Source organism: Actibacterium sp. XHP0104 (assembly GCF_025751515.1).
Taxonomy (GTDB): Bacteria; Pseudomonadota; Alphaproteobacteria; order Rhodobacterales; family Rhodobacteraceae; genus Actibacterium_D.
The window spans coordinates 121,887-141,423 of record NZ_JAOWLE010000001.1 but is presented as its reverse complement, the minus strand read 5'-3'; the positions used below and the strand labels follow the sequence as shown (position 1 = coordinate 141,423).

20 protein-coding genes are annotated in these 19,537 nt (G+C 63.0%); 14 read left to right on the top strand and 6 right to left on the bottom strand.

Going from position 1 to position 19,537, the window contains the following annotated elements; translation table 11 throughout:
- Window positions 1–79: 79 nt before the first annotated feature.
- The 5 genes from OE856_RS00680 to coxB form a co-directional block, all read right to left on the bottom strand.
- Window positions 80–880, bottom strand: a complete 801-nt coding sequence (locus OE856_RS00680; protein WP_263714121.1) for a cytochrome c oxidase subunit 3 — start codon at window positions 878–880, stop codon at window positions 80–82.
- A 30-nt stretch (window positions 881–910) separates the two neighbouring features.
- On the bottom strand, window positions 911–1,498 hold the full coding sequence (locus OE856_RS00675; protein WP_263714120.1) for a cytochrome c oxidase assembly protein: 588 nt from the start codon (window positions 1,496–1,498) through the stop codon (window positions 911–913).
- Complete coding sequence (locus OE856_RS00670; RefSeq protein ID WP_263714119.1) at window positions 1,495–1,686, bottom strand: hypothetical protein; 192 nt, start codon at window positions 1,684–1,686, stop codon at window positions 1,495–1,497. Before OE856_RS00670 ends, OE856_RS00675 begins: the two co-directional genes overlap by 4 nt.
- Window position 1,687: 1 nt before the next feature.
- The gene (gene cyoE, locus OE856_RS00665; protein WP_263714118.1) at window positions 1,688–2,623 is read right to left on the bottom strand and encodes a heme o synthase; all 936 of its coding nucleotides are present in this window, start codon (window positions 2,621–2,623) and stop codon (window positions 1,688–1,690) included.
- Between the two features lie 65 nt (window positions 2,624–2,688).
- The gene (gene coxB, locus OE856_RS00660; protein WP_263714117.1) at window positions 2,689–3,546 is read right to left on the bottom strand and encodes a cytochrome c oxidase subunit II; all 858 of its coding nucleotides are present in this window, start codon (window positions 3,544–3,546) and stop codon (window positions 2,689–2,691) included.
- A gap of 170 nt (window positions 3,547–3,716) precedes the next feature.
- On the opposite strand from coxB, the gene tldD reads away from it, so the two are divergent.
- From tldD to OE856_RS00635, 5 genes are all read left to right on the top strand, one after another.
- Window positions 3,717–5,138: a metalloprotease TldD gene (tldD, locus tag OE856_RS00655; RefSeq protein WP_263714116.1), complete on the top strand. Its 1,422-nt coding sequence runs from the start codon at window positions 3,717–3,719 to the stop codon at window positions 5,136–5,138.
- Between the two features lie 158 nt (window positions 5,139–5,296).
- Window positions 5,297–6,418 carry a DNA-processing protein DprA gene (gene dprA, locus OE856_RS00650; RefSeq protein ID WP_263714115.1) on the top strand — a complete coding sequence of 374 codons (1,122 nt, stop codon included), beginning with the start codon at window positions 5,297–5,299 and terminating at the stop codon, window positions 6,416–6,418.
- A 133-nt stretch (window positions 6,419–6,551) separates the two neighbouring features.
- Window positions 6,552–9,080 carry a type I DNA topoisomerase gene (gene topA, locus OE856_RS00645; RefSeq protein ID WP_263714114.1) on the top strand — a complete coding sequence of 843 codons (2,529 nt, stop codon included), beginning with the start codon at window positions 6,552–6,554 and terminating at the stop codon, window positions 9,078–9,080.
- Window positions 9,081–9,196: 116 nt separating this feature from the next.
- The gene (locus tag OE856_RS00640; protein WP_263714113.1) at window positions 9,197–9,895 is read left to right on the top strand and encodes a CoA transferase subunit A; all 699 of its coding nucleotides are present in this window, start codon (window positions 9,197–9,199) and stop codon (window positions 9,893–9,895) included.
- Between the two features lie 12 nt (window positions 9,896–9,907).
- Window positions 9,908–10,537, top strand: a complete 630-nt coding sequence (locus OE856_RS00635) for a CoA transferase subunit B (RefSeq protein WP_263714112.1) — start codon at window positions 9,908–9,910, stop codon at window positions 10,535–10,537.
- A 51-nt stretch (window positions 10,538–10,588) separates the two neighbouring features.
- Here OE856_RS00635 and OE856_RS00630 read toward each other — a convergent pair whose 3' ends face one another.
- Window positions 10,589–11,413, bottom strand: a complete 825-nt coding sequence (locus OE856_RS00630; protein ID WP_263714111.1) for a lytic transglycosylase domain-containing protein — start codon at window positions 11,411–11,413, stop codon at window positions 10,589–10,591.
- Window positions 11,414–11,727: 314 nt separating this feature from the next.
- Between OE856_RS00630 and OE856_RS00625 the strand changes: the two genes are divergently transcribed.
- From OE856_RS00625 to OE856_RS00585, 9 genes are all read left to right on the top strand, one after another.
- Entirely contained in the window at window positions 11,728–11,922 is a 195-nt protein-coding gene (locus OE856_RS00625; RefSeq protein WP_263714110.1) for a Flp family type IVb pilin, read from the top strand.
- 303 nt (window positions 11,923–12,225) lie between these two features.
- A complete protein-coding gene (locus OE856_RS00620) occupies window positions 12,226–12,420 on the top strand; it encodes a Flp family type IVb pilin (protein ID WP_263714110.1) in 195 nt (64 codons plus the stop codon).
- Window positions 12,421–12,723: 303 nt separating this feature from the next.
- Window positions 12,724–12,918, top strand: coding sequence for a Flp family type IVb pilin (locus OE856_RS00615; RefSeq protein ID WP_263714110.1), 195 nt, complete (start codon window positions 12,724–12,726; stop codon window positions 12,916–12,918).
- Window positions 12,919–13,118: 200 nt separating this feature from the next.
- Window positions 13,119–13,307, top strand: a complete 189-nt coding sequence (locus OE856_RS00610; protein ID WP_263714109.1) for a hypothetical protein — start codon at window positions 13,119–13,121, stop codon at window positions 13,305–13,307.
- 155 nt (window positions 13,308–13,462) lie between these two features.
- The gene (cpaB, locus tag OE856_RS00605) at window positions 13,463–14,305 is read left to right on the top strand and encodes a Flp pilus assembly protein CpaB (protein WP_263714108.1); all 843 of its coding nucleotides are present in this window, start codon (window positions 13,463–13,465) and stop codon (window positions 14,303–14,305) included.
- Window positions 14,306–14,513: 208 nt separating this feature from the next.
- Window positions 14,514–15,938: a type II and III secretion system protein family protein gene (locus OE856_RS00600; RefSeq protein ID WP_263714107.1), complete on the top strand. Its 1,425-nt coding sequence runs from the start codon at window positions 14,514–14,516 to the stop codon at window positions 15,936–15,938.
- Between the two features lie 5 nt (window positions 15,939–15,943).
- On the top strand, window positions 15,944–16,609 hold the full coding sequence (locus tag OE856_RS00595) for an OmpA family protein (RefSeq protein ID WP_263714106.1): 666 nt from the start codon (window positions 15,944–15,946) through the stop codon (window positions 16,607–16,609).
- Between the two features lie 229 nt (window positions 16,610–16,838).
- Window positions 16,839–18,083, top strand: coding sequence for an AAA family ATPase (locus OE856_RS00590; protein WP_263714104.1), 1,245 nt, complete (start codon window positions 16,839–16,841; stop codon window positions 18,081–18,083).
- 18 nt (window positions 18,084–18,101) lie between these two features.
- Window positions 18,102–19,535, top strand: a complete 1,434-nt coding sequence (locus OE856_RS00585) for a CpaF family protein (protein ID WP_263714103.1) — start codon at window positions 18,102–18,104, stop codon at window positions 19,533–19,535.
- The last annotated feature ends 2 nt before the right edge of the window (window positions 19,536–19,537 follow it).

Sequence of the window (19,537 nt, the reverse complement as noted above, 5' to 3'; positions counted from 1 at the left end):
GATGTGAAAAAGCGCGAGGGTTTCCCCCCGCGCCTTGAATGTTGTCCCTGCCCTGCCGTGGCGGCCGGGCAGAACGGCCTTACTGGCCCCAGACGTAGACGGCGGCGAACAGGAACAGCCACACGACGTCAACAAAGTGCCAGTACCAGGCGGCGGCCTCGAAACCGACGTGACGCTCGGGGGTGAAATGGCCCCGCAGCACCCGCAGCAGGCAGATGAACAGGAAGATGGTGCCGATGATCACATGCGCACCGTGAAAGCCGGTGGCCATGAAGAAGTTGGCGCCATAGATGTTGCCCGAGAAGCCAAAGGCGGCGTGGCTGTATTCGTAAGCCTGGAAATAGGTGAAAACCAGGCCCAGCAGGATCGCCAGGATCAGGCCGTTGCGCAGGTCTTTGCGGTTGTTCTCATGCACCAGGGCGTGGTGCGCCCAGGTGGCCGCGGCGCCCGAGCACAGCAGGATCAGGGTGTTGATCAGCGGCAGGTGCCAGGGGTCGAAGGTCTCGATACCCGCCGGGGGGAACTGGCCGTCAATGCCAGGGCTGTCGGGGCCCATCGGGTAGATGGCGTGCTTGAAAAAGCTCCAGAACCAGGCCGAGAAGAACATCACCTCGGACATGATGAACAGGATGAAGCCATAGCGCAGGCCGATGACCACCACCGGAGTGTGATCGCCCGCATGGCTTTCGGCCACAACCTCGGACCACCAGGCAAACATGACGTACAGAACGCCGACAAGGCCGATCAGGAACATCCAGGGGCCGTTGTCATGGAACATCTGGACCGCGCCATACAGCATGACCAGAGCCGCGACCGAACCCAGAAGGGGCCAGATCGACGGGTTGATAATATGATAATCGTGGTTCTTTTCGTGCGCCATTCCGTTACGCTCCCTCGTCCTGACGTGCCGTCAACGTTTCACGGTGCTGGATTTTCCCTGATCCAGCGCCGCCTGTTCCTGTCCCTCTTCGGCCGGAAGATCGGCCTCATGGAACGTATAGCTCAAAGTGATCGTATGCACATACTTTGCTTCACGATCCTGCAAAATTTCCGGATCGACGTAAAAGGTCACAGGCATCTGCACCCGTTCGCCCGGTTGCAGCACCTGCATGGTAAAGCAAAAACAGTCGATCTTGGTGAAATAGCCACCCGCCGCAAAGGGGGTGACGTTATAGCTGGCCGATCCCGCGATCACGCGGTCGGTGGGGTTGTAGGCCTCGTAAAAGGCCAGACCGGTTTCGCCCAGCTTCAGTTCCATCGTGCGCTGCATCGGTTTGAACTCCCATTCAAACCCGGCCTCTTTCGAGGCGTCGAACCGCACGGTCACGGTTTCATCCAGCACCACGTCCGACCCGGCATCGGCCTGCACGGTCGTGCCGCCGAACCCGGTCACCTTGCAAAACAGGTCGTACATCGGCACCGCCGCCCAGGACAGGCCGCCCATGATCACCACCACCGCCAGCAGGCGGATCAGCGTCTTGTTCTTGGCGCCGGTCATTGCCCGGCCTCCGGCGTGGTCAGCGACGGGCGCACGCTGTGATCGAACGCCTCCATCTTGCCGCCCTCGGACACCTTGACGATGGTCAGCACAAAGACCAGCGCGACAAAGCCGCACAGAACCGCCAGCAGCCCAAGGTTACGGCCGAAACGGCGCTTGTGCAGTTCATGCTCGGGGTGGAACGACATCTTACCAGCCCCCCAGGCCAAAGGGCGCGATCCAGGACTGCACCATCAGCGCGACGAAATGCAGGAACAGGTAGAGCAGCGAGAAGCGGAAGAATTTCTTTTCCGCAGCGTATTTGTCGGCGCCGGCCTGATCCTCGTCACGGCGCCACAGGCGGATCGCCCCGAGGATGAACAGCGCGTTCAGCACCAGCGAGGTCGCCAGGTAGACCGGCCCGCCGATCGAGGTCGCCGCCAGCGCCAGCGCCATCGGGGCCAGCAGCAGCGTATAGACCAGGATATGCACGCGCGTCGCCTTGCGGCCGTGGGTCACGGTCAGCATCGGCACGCCGGCCTTGGTGTAGTCATCGTTCATGAACAGGGCCAGCGCCCAGAAATGCGGCGGGGTCCACATGAAGATCAACACGAACATCAGCACGCTTTCGATGCTGACGCCGCCGGTGGCCACGGCCCAGCCGATCATCGGAGGAAACGCGCCCGCCGCGCCACCGATCACGATGTTCTGCGGGGTCGAGCGTTTCAGCCAGATCGTATAGACCACGGCATAGAAGAAGATGGTAAAGGCCAAAAGGCCCGCCGCCACCCAGTTGGCGGCCAGCCCCAGCATGACAACGGCAAAGCCCGACAGGGCCAGGCCGACGGCCAACGCCTCTTGGCGGGTCACGCGGCCCGAGGGCACCGGACGGCCCTTGGTGCGTTTCATCACCGCGTCGATATCGCTGTCCCACCACATGTTCAGCGCGCCCGAGGCGCCGCCGCCCACGGCAATGCACAGGATCGACATGAAGGCGATGAACGGATGCACCGCGACCGGGGCCACGATCAGCCCGGCCAGCGCGGTGAACACGACCAGCGACATGACACGCGGCTTGAGCAGCGCGACATAGTCGCCAAAGCTGGGCTCGCCAGCATGATCATAGATGTTGGTCGCGTCGGTCATCACTTGCTCCGAAACGGGAACGGGGCCGCGTGCGGACGCACGGCCCCTGCCCTTACAACGGTTGCTCAGTTGGCCGCAGCCACGGTCAGGTCACGCGGCTTGCCCGCATATTCCTCGATGGCGCCGGCCAGCCAGCGCTCGTACTCGGCCGGGGTAACGGCCTTGACGGTGATCGGCATATAGGCGTGGTCCTTGCCGCACAGTTCCGAGCACTGACCAAAGTAGATGCCTTCCATGCCTTCGTCGACATTGAACCACAGCTCGGCCAGGCGACCCGGAACGGCATCCTGTTTCACACCGAATGCAGGGATCGCCCACGAATGGATCACGTCGGCGCCGGTCACCTGGATCACGATGTTCTTGCCGGTCGGCACCACCATGGCGGTGTCGGTGGCCAGCAGATACAGGTCATCGGTATAGCCGTTTTCAGCCAGCTCTTCGCGCGGCAGCATGAAGCTGTCGAAGGCGAATTCGTGGTCGACATATTCATAGCCCCAGTACCACTGGTAGCCGGTGATCTTGACGGTCACGTCAGCCTCGGGGATCTCGAGCTGCTTGAACAGAACCGGCAGCGAGAACGCGCCGATGAACACCAGGATCAGGATCGGAACGATGGTCCAGACCACCTCGACCGGGGTGTTGTGGGTAAAGGTTGCCGGCGTCTTGTTGACGCGACGGTTGTAGCGCACGATCACGATCAGCATCAGCACCATCACAAAGACCACGATGGCCGCGATGATAAGGTTGATCATGTCGTCCAGGCCCTGGATATCACGCGCCAGTTCGGTCGCGGGGGGCTGGAACCCGGTCAGGCCGGGCAGCGGCTTGCCGATCACCTCAAGATTCTGAGCATAGGCCGCCGAGGCCGAAACGGTAGCCGCACCTGCGGCCCAAAGGCCGGAAAGCTTGTTAAAAATCCGCATTGTCATTCCCTGTCCAATGTACGGCCCAACGGCCGCTGAACGGCCTTCCAGTAGGTTAGCCGTTGAGTTCCCGGCCCCCAAAAACCATATTAGGCCGGATGAGACAAGATATTCTGTGCATGCGAAGGCCTCTGGCGCCCTCGAATGCCCCATAAAACCGGGACCAATCCATGCCGAACGGCCGTTTCAGCCCTTTCAATGACGCGCTTGATCTGGATCGCGCCCTGCTGACCTTGCGACAGGCCACCGATGGGGCCGATGATGGCGAGCTGTTCCTCGAACGCCGCCGATCCGAGGCTCTGGTGTTCGATGACGGGCGAATCAAGACCGCCAGCTACGACGCAACCGAGGGATTCGGCCTGCGCGCGGTCAAAGGCGAAACCGCGGGCTATGCCCATTCGTCGGAAATCAGCAACGCGGCCCTGGCGCGGGCCAGCGAAACGGCGCGTCTGGCCGTGGGCGATGGCGGCGGCACCATGGCCCCGCCCCCGCAATCCACCAACCGGCGGCTTTACAGCGACGCCGACCCGATGGCCGATGCCGAGTTTCCGGTCAAGATCGAGACCCTGCGCGAGATCGACGCCTTTGCCCGCGACCTTGACCCGCGAATTGTGCAGGTCTCGGCCACGCTGGCGGCCTCGCTGCAAGAGGTGGTCATCCTGCGCCCTGACGGCACCCTGCTGCAAGACAGCCGCCCGATGACCCGGCTGAATGTCTCGGTCATCGTCGAAGACCAGGGCCGCCGCGAATCCGGCAGCCATGGCGGCGGCGGGCGCGCTGGCCTGACCGGGCTGATCGACCCCGCGCATTGGCAGGCCACCACCCGCGAGGCCCTGCGCATCGCGCTGGTCAACCTTGGCGCCCAGCCCGCCCCCGCCGGGCAGATGGACGTTGTTCTTGGCTCCGGCTGGCCCGGCATCCTGCTGCACGAAGCCGTGGGCCACGGGCTGGAAGGCGATTTCAACCGCAAGGGCAGCTCGGCCTTTGCCGGCCGTATGGGCGAACGCGTGGCCTCGCCCGGGGTGACGGTGGTCGATGACGGCACCATCCCCGACCGGCGCGGCAGCCTCAGTTTCGACGACGAAGGCACGCCCAGTTCGCGCACCGTGCTGATCGAAGACGGCATCCTGGTCGGCTATATGCAAGACCGCCAGAATGCCCGCCTAATGGGCGTCGCCCCCACCGGCAATGGCCGCCGCGAAAGCTATGCCCACGCGCCGATGCCGCGCATGACCAACACCATCATGGAAGCGGGCAATGCTAACCCCGCCGACATTCTGGCCGACCTCAAGGATGGCATCTATGCCGTGGGCTTTGGCGGCGGGCAGGTCGACATCACCAATGGCAAGTTCGTTTTCAGCTGCACCGAGGCCTACCGCGTTCAGAACGGCAAGGTCGGCGCGGCGGTCAAGGGCGCGACCCTGATCGGCGACGGCGCCACCGCGATGAACCAGATCCGCGCCATCGGCAACGACCTGGCGCTGGACCCCGGCATCGGCAATTGCGGCAAGGCGGGTCAGTGGGTGCCGGTCGGCGTGGGGCAACCGACGCTGATGATCGGCGGGCTGACGGTGGGCGGTTCGGCCACCTGACAAAAAAATCGTCGGATTTGAAAAAAATTTGCGGCTGTTCACCCGCCGTTAACCTTCCCCGGTTCAGTGTGGCCCCACGGATGAGCGGAGCCTAGCGACCAGTGGACATTAATTCTTCCACCCACCCCCTCGCACCACCCACCCAGGAAGACCACCTGGTGGCCTGGCTCCGTCTCATCCGGTCTCGCCGCGTCGGCAGCACGACCTTTCACCGCCTGATGGGCGAACACGGGTCGGCCGAGGCGGCACTGGACGCCCTGCCCGACATTGCCCGGGCCGCCGGCGTCAAGGATTACTCTCCCTGCCCCCGTGATCTGGCCCTGCGCGAGATCGAGGCGGGCCGCGAGGCCGGCGCGCGGCTGGTGGCATTCAGGTCTGCCGCCTACCCCGCCCGCCTTGCCGAAATCTCGGACGCGCCGCCGCTGATCTGGGCGCGGGGCGACCTGTCACTGCTGATGCGCCCGCAAATCGCGCTGGTGGGCGCGCGCAACGCGTCGTCGCTGGGCACGCGGATGGCGCGCAGCCTGGCGGCAGGGCTGGGCAAGGCCGGGCTGGTCTGCACCTCGGGCCTGGCGCGCGGCATCGACACCGCCGCCCATACGGCTGCGCTGGACACCGGCACCATCGCCGTGCTGGCCGGGGGCATCGACATTATATACCCGGCCGAGAACACCGATCTGGCCCGACAAATCGCCGAACGCGGGTTGCTGCTCAGCGAACAGCCCCCAGGCACCACCCCGCAGGCCCGCCATTTCCCCGCCCGCAACCGGATCATCTCGGGCCTCGCGCAAGCGGTCATCGTGATCGAGGCCGCCGCCCGATCGGGCAGCCTGATCACCGCGCGCAACGCCCTGGACCAGGGGCGCGAGGTGCTGGCCGTGCCGGGCCACCCGATGGATGCGCGCGCCTCGGGCTGCAATATGCTGATCCGCGATGGCGCCACGCTGGTGCGGGGCACAGATGACGTGCTAGAGGCGCTGACCCCGATCGCGCCCCGGCCCGAACCCCAGCCCGAGCCGCAGCGAACGCTGTTCCAAGACATCCCCGAAGGCCCGCCGCGCCGCTCGACCCGCGTGGCCGACATCCCGGCCCTGCATGCGCAGATCCTCAACCGGCTGGGCCCCAGCCCCCTGGCAGAGGACCAGCTGATCCGCGATCTGAACCTGCCCGCACGGCAGGTCGCGCCCGAACTTGTCACCCTGGAACTGGACGGACGCATCGCGCGCCAGCCCGGCGGCATGCTGGCCGCCATCCCCGCCACCAAGACCCGCCTGTCCTAAGCGGCGCGATCGGGCGAAAATTATTCGCCCCGTAGGGGCGGCGCGCGGCAATGTTCCCCGGCGCATTGACAACCGCCGCGACACCCGCACATCTATCCCCGCCGATTGCATTGCCCGACTCGAAAGGATTTTCATGCCGGTCGTCGTTGTTGAGTCCCCTGCCAAAGCCAAAACGATCAACAAGTATCTGGGCAGCGACTACACTGTTCTGGCCTCGTATGGTCATGTCCGCGACCTGCCGCCCAAGGATGGCTCGGTCGACACAGACAACGATTTCGACATGAAATGGGAGATCGCCAACGACTCGCGCAAGCACGTCAAGGCCATCGCCGACGCGCTGAAGGACGACAACGAACTGATCCTCGCAACCGACCCCGATCGCGAGGGCGAGGCGATCAGCTGGCACCTGGAAGAGGCCCTGCGCAAGCGCCGGGCCATCAAGAAAGACACCGCCGTCAGCCGCGTGGTGTTCAACGCCATCACGAAATCGGCCGTGACCGAGGCGATGAAGAACCCGCGCCAGGTCGACCAACCGCTGGTGCATGCCTATCTGGCGCGCCGCGCGCTGGATTACCTGGTGGGCTTCAACCTGTCGCCGGTTCTGTGGCGCAAACTGCCCGGCGCGAAATCGGCCGGCCGGGTGCAATCGGTCTGCCTGCGCCTGATCGTCGAACGCGAGATGGAGATCGAGGCCTTCAAGCCGCGTGAATACTGGACGGTCAAGGCCCTGCTCGGCACTCCGCGCGGGCAGGAATTCGAGGCCCGCCTGACCGTTCTGGGCGGCAAGAAGCTGGACAAGTTCGACCTCGAGAACACCACCTCGGCCGAACTGGCCGTGCAGGCGATCAACAGCCGCGACCTGTCAGTCAAATCGGTCGAGGCCAAGCCCGCCAACCGCAACCCCAGCGCGCCGTTCATGACCTCGACCCTGCAACAAGAGGCCAGCCGCAAGTTCGGCTTTGGCGCCCGCCACACCATGAGCGCCGCGCAACGCCTCTATGAGGCCGGGCACATCACCTATATGCGAACCGACGGCATCGACATGGCGCCCGAGGCCGTGACCGCCGCCCGCGACGCGATCAAGGATCGCTATGGCGCCGATTACGTGCCCGCCAGCCCGCGCATCTACAAGAACAAGGCCAAAAACGCGCAAGAGGCGCACGAATGTATCCGCCCGACCGACATGACGATGGATGCCGCCAGCCTCAAGATCAGCGACGCCGATCAGCGCAAGCTGTATGACCTGATCTGGAAACGCACCCTGGCCAGCCAGATGGAAGCCGCCCGGATGGAGCGCACCACCGTCGATATCGCCAGCAAGGACGCCCAGATCGAGATGCGCGCCACCGGCCAGGTGGTGCTGTTCGACGGTTTCCTCAAGATCTACGAGGAAGGCCGCGACGACGTGGTCGTCGATGACGACGACAAGCGCCTGCCGCAGATGTCCGAGGGCGAGCCCACCGACAAGCGCAGCGTGACCCCCGAACAGCATTTCACCCAGCCGCCGCCGCGCTATACCGAGGCCACGCTGGTGAAACGGATGGAGGAACTGGGCATCGGCCGACCCTCGACCTATGCCTCGATCGTCACCACGATCCAGGATCGCGGCTATGTAAACAAGGATCAGAACCGTCTGATCCCCGAAGACAAGGGCCGCCTGGTCACGGCGTTCCTCAGCAACTATTTCAAGCGCTACGTGGGCTACGAATTCACCGCCAACCTCGAGGACGAGTTGGACGATATCTCGGCCGGCGAGCGTGATTATATCGACGTGCTCGACCGGTTCTGGCGCGATTTCTCGGCCGCGCTGGCCGAAACCGCCGATCTGCGCATCACCGAGGTGCTGGACAAGATCGACGAGGTGCTTGCGCCCCACCTCTTCCCGCCCACGGCCGATGGCAGCGACCCGCGCGTCTGCCCGAAATGCGGCGCCGGTCGTCTGAACCTGAAAACCGCGCGCTCTGGTGGCGCATTCATCGGCTGTTCGAACTATCCCGAATGCCGCTATACCCGCGCGCTCTCGACCCAGGTCGACGAGGCCGCCGCCGAGCTGGACGGCAAGGTTCTGGGCCATGACGGCGAGGATGAGATCACCCTGCGCATGGGCCGCTTTGGCCCCTATGTGCAAAAGGGCGAAGCCACCGAAGACACCCCCAAACCGCCCCGCGCCAGCCTGCCCAAGGGCTGGGAGCCCGAGGCGATGGATTTCGACAAGGCGCAGATGCTGCTGACCCTGCCGCGCGAGATCGGGATGCATCCCGAGGGCGGCATGATGTCGACCAATTTCGGCCGCTACGGCCCCTATGTGATGCATCAGCTGCCCGACGAGGCAAAACCGGTCTATGCCAACCTGAAAGACCCCAACGACGTGTTCGAACTGGGCATGAACCGCGCGGTCGAGCTGTTGGCCGAGAAGCGCGCCAATCCGGGCCGCAGGGGCCGCGCCGCCGCAGCCGCGCCGCTGCGCGAGCTGGGCGAGCACCCCGAAAAGGGCGGCCCCGTCAACGTGATGGACGGGCGCTATGGCCCCTACGTGAAATGGGACAAGGTCAACGCGACACTGCCCAAGGGCACAGAGCCCGCGGATGTGACCATGGAAATGGCCCTGCAGCTGATCGCGGAAAAAGCCACCAAAAAGGGTGGCCGCAAGAAGAAATCATAGGCATCTGGCAGGGTCGGACCGGCAAAGCGCCATTGTCTGACCTCTCGGACGACAAATATTTGACTCTGCCCGACAGCCGCGTCACAACTTCGCCGAAAGGAACTGGGGAGATATCCATGAAGAAGATTTACGGCAGCGCGAGCGAGGCCCTCGACGGGCTTTTGTTCGACGGCATGCTCATCGCCGCTGGCGGCTTTGGCCTGTGCGGTATTCCCGAACTGCTGATCGACGCGGTCGTCGACAGCGGCGTCAAGGATCTGACCATCGCGTCGAACAACTGCGGCGTTGACGGCTTTGGCCTGGGCAAGCTGCTGGACACCAAGCAGATCAAGAAAATGATGTCGTCCTATGTGGGCGAGAATGCCGAGTTCATGCGCCAGTATCTGTCGGGCGAGCTGGAGCTGGAATTCAACCCGCAGGGCACCCTGGCCGAGCGCATGCGCGCCGGCGGCGCCGGCATCCCCGGTTTCTACACCCAGACCGGCGTGGGCACCGTCATTGCCGAGGGCAAGGAAAGCAAGATCTTCAACGGCAAGGAATACATCCTCGAAGAGGGCATCTTTGCCGACCTGTCGATCGTGAAGGCCTGGAAAGCCGATGAAACCGGTAACCTGATCTTCCGCAAGACCGCGCGCAACTTCAACCCGCCGGCGGCGACCTGTGGCAAGATCTGCGTCGTCGAGGTCGAGGAAATCGTGCCCACCGGCTCGCTGGATCCCGATCACATCCACCTGCCCGGCATCTATGTGCACCGCCTGATCCAGGGCGAGCACGAGAAACGCATCGAACAGCGCACCACGCGCCCGGCAGCCTAAGGAGACCTCATCATGGCATGGGACCGCAATCAGATGGCCGCGCGGGCGGCACAAGAACTGCAAGACGGCTGGTATGTGAACCTCGGGATTGGCATCCCGACGCTGGTGGCCAACCACATCCCCGATGGCGTGCACGTGACGCTGCAATCGGAAAACGGCATGCTGGGCATCGGCCCCTTCCCCTATGAGGGCGAAGAGGATCCCGACCTGATCAACGCCGGCAAGCAAACCATCACCGAACTGCCGCATTCGGCCTATTTCGACAGCTCGCAAAGCTTTGCGATGATCCGTGGCGGCAAGATCGCCATGGCCATCCTGGGCGCGATGGAAGTGGCCGAGAACGGCGACCTGGCGAACTGGATGATCCCCGGCAAGCTGGTCAAGGGCATGGGCGGCGCGATGGACCTGGTGGCCGGCGTCGGCCGCGTGGTCGTCGTAATGGACCACACCAACAAGCATGGCGAAAGCAAGGTGCTGCGTGAATGCACGCTGCCGCTGACCGGCAAGGCGGTGGTCGATCGCATCATCACCAACCTGGGCGTGTTCGACGTGGTCGAAGGTGGGCTGAAGATCGTCCAATGCGCCGATGGCGTCACCGAGGACGAGCTGCGCGCCTCGACCGAGGCGACCATCGTCAACTGATCTGGGCCCGATATGGCTGACAGCGGGGGCCTTCGGGCCCCCGTTCGCGTTTCACTGCCCCGGAATGTTCAGCGCACAGCCGTCGGTGATCAGCTCGGGCGGGGTCGCGCACAGGCTGCGCGCCACGGCCCAGGCGGCCAGAACCTTGGGCACGTAATCACGGGTTTCGGCATAGGGCGGCACGCCATTGTTGCCCTTCACCGCCCCCTCGCCCGCATTATACCCGGCCAGCACCAGAATCGGGTCGCGCTCGAATTCCTTCATCAGCCAATCCAGATAGGCCACGCCGCCGCGGATGTTCTGGGCCGGGTCCGATATATCGGTCACGCCGAACCGCTCGGCCGTGGCTGGCATCAGCTGCATCAGGCCGGTGGCGCCCTTGGGGCTAACCGCATTGGCACGCCCGCCGCTTTCCACCCCCATCACCGCCAGCACCAACGCCGGCGACACCCGCGTGCCGATCGTGGCCTTGAGAATCTCGGCGCGATAGGCGGTGGCCAGGTTCTGCATCATCTGCAAACGCGGCGCGGGCACATTGCTGCCACCGGGGCCATTGCGCAACGCCTCGACCGCGGGTGCCAGACGCCCCGGCCCGCTATCGGTCATCGCAGGCGACACCACATCCCAATACCAGGCCAGCGATCCGACCGGCCCGCCCGGGGTAAACGGCGTGTCGGGGATATGCACCACCGGCGGCAGATCGGGCACCACGACCTGCGGCGCGATCTGAACGGTAATCCGCTTTTCCGCCTGCGAGGCGGGCGGCTTGACCCGCCGAAAGGTGAAATCGGGATAAGGCGGCGGGGTCTCGGCCAGCGCCGCCCCTGCCGTGATGATCACCGCCGCGATTGCGGCTGTTGCTGCCACCTGCTTCATGCGCCCTGCCCGGCCCTCGTTGTGACTTTCGCACAGAGTCGCAGAATCACTGTTGAAAAGCCATCCCCAACGGCGGAATCGCCCCAAAACCCACACGTCAGGCGTGTTTGGCGCCGATCTCAGGCGGGAAACGATGCAAGCGCACATATTTTTTCACATCATTATCAAGATATTAGTGAATTTCAGCACTCGCTTTCAAATTGTCCCGAGCGCGCCAAATTCCGGCCACAAAGCCAGAGCCAAATGTCGACAGACCTCGAACAAGGAATGGGGTCGAGGATCTAGACGTGTCTTAATCTGGAAAGGGACCTGAAATGAAACTGTTCGACATGATCAAGAAATTCCACAACGACGAATCCGGCGCCGTGACCGTTGACTGGGTCGTTCTGACCGCAGCCGTGGTTGGCCTGGGCTTTGCCGTGATCTATGCCGCCGACGACGGCATGACCACCCTGGCCACCGCCATCACCACCGAGCTGAGCGGCATCACCCCCGACGCCGGCAACTAAGCCCGCATCGGCGATACGCCAAGCCATTGACGCCGCGCCCAAACCGGGCGCGGCGTTTTCTTTTGCCCGATCCCTCGTGCGCCCCCGGTTGTTTACTCTGAGTTAACAAACCCTGAATCCGGGCCTGATTGCGTAAATTTTCCGTAAAATAATACGAAAACTTTCGTTGACCTGCCCAAATCCCGCCTCAAAGTCGCGGCTAAATAGCCTCATACCAAGGCGGTGACCGACCACAAACTCAGGTTGGAGCAAGGTCCGTCGCGGTAAGAGACTTTGACCTGAAATCCTGGAAAGGGACCTGAAATGAAACTGTTCGACATGATCAAGAAATTCCACAACGACGAATCCGGCGCCGTGACCGTTGACTGGGTCGTTCTGACCGCAGCCGTGGTTGGCCTGGGCTTTGCAGTGATCTATGCCGCCGACGATGGCATGACCACCCTGGCCACCGCCATCACCACCGAGCTGAGCGGCATCACCCCCGACGCCGGCAACTAAGCCCGCATCGGCGATACGCCAAGCCATTGACGCCGCGCCCCAACCGGGCGCGGCGTTTTCTTTTGCCCGATCCCTCGTGCGCCCCCGGTTGTTTACTCTGAGTTAACAAACCCTGAATCCGGGCCTGATTGCGTAAATTTTCCGTAAAATAATACGAAAACTTTCGTTGACCTGCCCAAATCCCGCCTCAAAGTCGCGGCTAAATAGCCTCATACCAAGGCGGTGACCGACCACAAACTCAGGTTGGAGCAAGGTCCGTCGCGGTAAGAGACTTTGACCTGAAATCCTGGAAAGGGACCTGAAATGAAACTGTTCGACATGATCAAGAAATTCCACAATGACGAATCCGGCGCCGTGACCGTTGACTGGGTCGTTCTGACCGCAGCCGTGGTTGGCCTGGGCTTTGCAGTGATCTATGCCGCCGACGACGGCATGACCACCCTGGCCACCGCCATCACCACCGAGCTGAGCGGCATCACCCCCGACGCCGGCAACTAAGCCCGCATCGGCGATACGCCAAGCCATTGACGCCGCGCCCAAACCGGGCGCGGCGTTTTCCTTGCGGGTTTCCGCCCAATCACGGGCCATACCGCGACCCGCCTCAGAATCTCCACAATCGTGCAGCATACTGATCGTGGTGAAGTCTGCCTGCCTGCCAGACCAGACGAATCGGGGCGCATTTTGGGAAGAGGGACGCCATGCGCGTTATGTTGAAAAACTTTTTGCATGATCAGACCGGCGCGGTAACCGTCGACTGGGTCGTGCTCACCGCTGCGGTGGTCGGACTGGCGTTCTCGCTGGTCTATATCTTCGCCGATGGCAACACCACGCTGGCCGACTCCATGTCGGGCAAGGTGGCTGCGATCACTCCTGATGCAGGCAACTGAGGCACGATACAACTCGCAGCGTTGACGGAATGGAAAAAATCCGCCTAATCGCCGCGCTTCGTTCCATATTTTGCCTCAATTGCAGGGAATGATGATCCTCAAGATGGGTGCGCCCGTGCCGGGAAACGGCCGGGCGAGCAGTGAAAGGAAACGTCATGCGATTGATCTTTGGGGTGGTTCTCATCGTCGGGCTGGGGCTTGCGGGTTTTGCCGTCTATATGGCCCAGGGCCTGTTCTCGAACTATCAGGTGCAACTGGCGAAAGCGAACGCGGCCAAGGAAGAGCAGATCAAACTGGTCGACATCTATGTCGCGAAAGAAGATCTGAACTTTGGCCAGCGGCTTACCCTGGAAAACGCCAAGCTGATGAAATGGCCCGCCGACTCTCTGCCCGAGGGCAATTTCTTCAAGGCCGAGGATCTGTTCCCCGAGGGGTCGCCGATCTTCCGCACGGTGATGACCGCGATGAAGGCGAACGAGCCCCTGCTGGCGAACAAGGTGTCCGAACCGGGCAAGGATGCGGGCATCACCTCGCGCCTCAGCTCTGGCAAGCGCGCCTTCACGATCAACGTCGATGCCACCTCGGGTGTCTCGGGCTTCCTGCGCCCCGGTGACCGCGTTGATGTCTACTGGACCGGCATCGTCGGCAATGGCCGTGACCGCAAGCAGGTCACCAAGCTGATCGAGGCGAATGTTTACCTGGTCGCCGTCGACCAATCGACCGACCTGGAGCGTGGCGAACCCACCATCGCCCGCACCGTAACCGCCGAAGCGACCGCCGAACAGGCCGCCGCCCTGGCGCAGGCCCAATCCAGCGGCAAGCTGTCGCTTTCGCTGGTCGGCGCGCTGGATCAAACCGTTTCCGGCGATGTCGAGGTCGACCAGCGCGAGCTGTTGGGCATCGAAGAAGTGGCCTCTGCCCCCGAAAAAGAGGATTGCGTAATCCGCACCCGGAAAGGGGCAGATGTTGTAGAGATCAAGATTCCCTGCACCAACTGAGCCAGAAAAATCATGAAGATGGCGCGCCGCATCCCGACCGGACGGCGCGCCATCGTTATTTTCTGCACCTGCATCCGTTGCAGGTTCTCCACATAAGCACCCCCGTGCAAGCGCTTGATTATTGCAAAAAAAGGGGAACTGGCGCATCCTCACCCGCATAAGGGCATTCAGACCCACGAACGAGGCGTGATCAGAGAGGCAAGATCACATGAAAATTGGAACGCTTTTCAAGGCGGCGCTGCTTGGCGTCGTTGTAGCGACAGCAACCCTTGGCGGGGCTGCTGCCGAAACCCTTCGCGTGATGGAGGGGGGGACGAACTCGCAGTTGAACGTACCGATGAACCGGGCAGTCGTGATCGAAAGCGACGTCGTGTTTTCGGAACTGTCGATTGCAAACCCCTCGATCGCAGACATTTCCACCCTGTCGGATCGCACGATCTATGTGCTGGGCAAACAGCCCGGCCTGACCACTCTGACCCTGCTGGGGCCTGATGGTCGCCTGATCACCAACGTCGATGTCCGCGTCACCGCCGATGTCACCGAGCTGAAAGAACGTCTGCGCGAGGTTCTGCCCGGCGAGGCAATCGAGGTGCGTCCGGCCAATGACGGCATCGTGCTGTCGGGGCTGGTCTCGTCGGTCACCGTCGTTGACCGCGCTCTGGACCTGGCCCAGCGTTACGCCCCCTCGCGGGTGTCGAACCTGATGACCGTCGGCGGCAGCCAGCAGGTCATGCTCAAGGTCCGCTTTGCCGAAATGAACCGCGCCGTGCGCAAGAGCCTGTCGTCGAGCATCGCCATCAGTGGCAGCTCGGGCAAATGGGGCGCTCTGGGCGGATCGGGCACCTACATCGACGGCGACAACCTGGTGAACCTGTTCGACGGCGACCCGACGACCAACGTCACGCTGGGCGATGAATCCGCCGGCGTTCTGTCGCTGGGCTTTGGCTCGGGCAGCCTGCAATTCAATATGCTTCTCGAAGCTCTTGAAACCAAAGGTTTTGTCCGCACCCTGGCAGAGCCGAACCTGACCGCCCTGTCCGGTCAGCGCGCACATTTCCTGGCCGGCGGCGAATACCCCGTGCCGGTGGTTGACGACAGCGGCAACGTGTCGGTCGAGTTCAAGGAATTCGGCATCAGCCTCGACTTTACCCCGCGCGTGGTTGGCAAGAACATCAACCTGAACCTCATGGCCGAAGTCAGCGGCATCGACCCGACCGTTTCCTACCAGAACGGCGGCCTGTCGATCTCGGGCTTCTCGACCCGCTCCACGGAAACCACCGTCGAGATGCATGATGGCGAAAGCTTCGCCATCGCCGGCCTGCTCAAGGATGACTTCAACGCCGATATCGGCCAGATCCCCTGGCTGGGCGACATCCCGATCATCGGCGCGCTGTTCCGCAGCTCTAGCTATCAGCGCAACCAGACCGAGCTGGTGATCATCATCTCGGCCCATCTGGTGACGCCGACCACCGGCGAGGCCTATGCCCTGCCGACCGACCGCATTCGCCCGCCGACCGAAAGCGAGCTGTTCCTTGGTGGTAAGGTCGCCGAGCAGCGTCGCCCGAAAACCGGCGCCGCCGGTGAAGTCGCCCGTCAGGACTTCTCGGGCTCCTACGGCTATGTGATGGAGTAAGCACCATGAAAACCAAGATTGCATTCCTCACGGCCGCATCCCTGATCGGACTTGGCGCTTGTACCCCCAGCGGTGTCGTCGATTTCTACTCGCCCGCCGGCGATTCGATCGACGACGGCAACTTTGGCAACGCGACGATGAACAACATCCAGGTGATGACTGGTGAACGTCGTGCCATCGTGAACCTGTCGAACCGCTTTGCCGACGAGGTGCCCAGCACCGTGAACTTCGAGTTCAACAAGGCAAATCTCGACGCCGCCGCCGAAGAGGCCCTGCGCCAGCAGGCCGCCTGGATCGCGCAATACCCGCAGGTCAAGTTCCGCGTCTATGGTCACACCGACCTGGTCGGCTCGGATGCCTACAACAAGGCCCTGGGCATGCGCCGCGCCCGTGCTGCGGTGAACTTCCTGGTGTCGCAAGGCATTGAGCGTGAACGCCTCGAAGCGGTCGTCTCGTATGGCGAGACACAGCCTCTGATCGTGACCGAGGGCCGCGAACGCGCCAACCGCCGCACCGTGACCGAGGTGTCGGGCTTCATCAAGCCGCGCGAACAGCGCCTTGACGGCAAATACGGGCTGTTCATCTACGATGAATATGTCCGCAGCGCCTACGAAGAGATCCCGGGCTACTCGGCCGAGAACGATCCCGAGGCCAATTCGGAAGAGCGTTAAACCGCGAATCTTATATCTACGCTGGGAAAGGGCGGGCCATAACGGCCCGCCCTTTTCTCTGAAATCCAAACAATTACGGAATTTCAGCCGTAATGTTGCCCAGATTTCTATTCATCTTTTCCCTTGAGGTAGCAGAGGCATCGCCATGTGCGGTGCCATGGCCCCGGACCAAACCCCTGATTTCAGGGCGTGAATTTCAGGGCCCAACGAACTTGGAAGGAATTGGGGAATGACGAGCAGCGCAGCATTGCAGCCAGAACCGGCAAGAATCATTGCCTGCACGGTCTCGCGGGATGTTCAGAACTTTGATCTGCTGATCGAAGACATGGAGAACGAGCTGGGCGAGGCCTGGGGCGATCTGTCCTTCGACGACGCCGCCGCCTTTCTGTCACAGCCCGACGCCGCCGAGCTGGAATTCATCGCGATCGCGGTGGATGACCGCGACGAGGATCAGCTGCCAGCAATCGGCGACCTGATCCGCACCGCGAAAAAGGCCCGCATCCATGTGATCCTGATCGCCGAAGAAGTCAGCCCGATGGCGCTGCACCAGCTGCTGCGGATGGGGGCCGACACTTTTGTGCCCTACCCCCTGCCCGAGAACGCGCTGCACGAGGCCATCGAGAACCTGCGCAAACCTGCACCCGCTGCCGCGATGGCGCCGCAGGGTGGCGCATCTGCCATGCTGGGCGGCCGCGATCGCGAAGGCGTCGTGCTGCCGGTGCATGGCCTGGCGGGGGGCGTCGGCTCTTCGACGCTGGCGGTGAACCTGGCCTGGGAATTGGCCACGCTGGAAAAAGAAGGCGGCCCGCGTGTCTGCCTGCTGGATCTCGACCTGCAATTCGGCTCGGCCTCGACCTATCTCGACCTGCCGCGCCGTGAGGTCGTGTATGAACTGCTGTCCGACACCGCGTCGATGGATGATTCCAGCTTTCAGCAGGCCCTGATGACCTTTAACGACAAGCTCCATGTGCTGACGGCCCCGGCCGACATGCTGCCGCTGGATATGCTGGGCCCCGACGACGTCACCACCATTATCGAAACCGCCCGCCGGCAGTTCGATTTCGTGATCGTCGACATGCCCAAGACCCTCGTTCAGTGGACCGAAACCGTGCTGGGCCTGTCGCAGGTCTATTTCGCGGTGCTCGAGCTGGACATGCGCTCGGCCCAGAACGCCCTGCGCCTGATCCGCGCGCTGAAAAGCGAAGACCTGCCCTATGAAAAGCTGCGATTCGCCCTGAACCGCGCCCCGCGCTTCACCGACCTGACCGGCAAGAGCCGCGTCAAGCGTCTGGCCGAGAACCTCGACATCGAGATCGAACTGCAACTGCCCGAGGGCGGCAAGGCGGTCGTCCAGGCCGCCGACCATGGCCTGCCGCTGTCGGAAACCGCCGGCAAGCTGCCGCTGCGCAAGGAAATTCAGAAACTGGCCCAGTCGCTGTACGAGCATGCGCGCTCGCATGCCGAAACAGCTTAATTCGCCCGGGAACCGACCATGTTTTCACGCTACAAAAAGCCCTCTGAGACCGGCGGCGCCCCTGCTGCCGCTCAGTCTGCCACCGCCACCGCGTCCAAGCCCCGCGCCACGATCAAACGCGCGCCCGTCACCCCCAAGGTGGCAGCCGCGCCCGCGCCGATGGACAAAGAGCGCAAGCGCAAGGAACGCATGGCCGAAATCAAGGTCGAACTGCACAAGCGCCTGCTGGAAAACCTGAACCTCGCCGCGCTGGAACATGCCAGCGAGACCGACCTCAAGGCCGAGATCCAGTCGATCTCGGGCGAGGCCTTGCAGGAAATGGGCATCGTCCTGAACAAGGACGAACGCGCCGCGCTGCACCAGGATCTGTTCGACGAGGTGATGGGCCTTGGCCCGCTCGAGGCGCTGCTGAAAGACGACAGCGTCAACGATATTCTGGTCAACGGCCCGCAGCAGATCTTTGTCGAGCGCGCCGGCAAGCTGGAAATTACCGACATCACCTTCAAGGATGAACGGCACCTGCTGCGGATCATCGACAAGATCGTGACCGCCGTGGGCCGCCGCGTCGATGAATCGAACCCCTATGTCGACGCCCGCCTGGCTGATGGCTCGCGTTTCAACGCCATGGTGCCGCCGATCGCGGTCGATGGCTCGCTGGTGTCGATTCGTAAGTTCAAAAAGGAAAAGCTGGGCATTGATGACCTGGTGAAATTCGGCGCCTTTACCGAGGAAATGGCCGTTTACCTGCAAGCCGCCGTGGCCTGCCGGCTAAACGTGATCGTATCGGGCGGGACGGGCTCGGGTAAGACCACCACGCTGAACGCGCTGTCGTCTTTCATCGACAACTCGGAACGCATCCTCACCATCGAGGACACGGCCGAATTGCAGCTGCAACAGACCCATGTGGGCCGGATGGAAAGCCGCCCCGCCAACGTCGAGGGCAAGGGCGCCGTGACCCAGCGCGACTGTCTGCGCAACGCCCTGCGGATGCGCCCCGACCGCATCATCGTGGGTGAGACCCGCGGCGAGGAAGTCATCGACATGTTGCAGGCCATGAACACCGGCCACGACGGCTCGATGACCACGATCCACGCCAACAGCGCCCGCGACGGTGTCAGCCGTCTGGAAAACATGGTCGCCATGGCCGGGATCGAGATGCCCCTGAAAGCGGTGCGCAGCCAGATCGCCTCGGCCGTGAACCTGATCGTGCAGGCCAGCCGTCTGCAAGATGGCTCACGCCGAATGGTGTCGATCACCGAAATCACCGGCATGGAGGGCGAAGTGATCTCGATGCAGGAAATCTTCCGGTACGAGCGCCTCGGCATCACCCCCGACAACAAGATCATCGGCCGTTTCAACGCCACGGGCGTGCGGTCCCATTATTCGGAACGGTTCCGCCAGTGGGGTTACGACCTGCCGGCCAGCCTGTTTGAACCGGTCGCAGCGGAGTAACG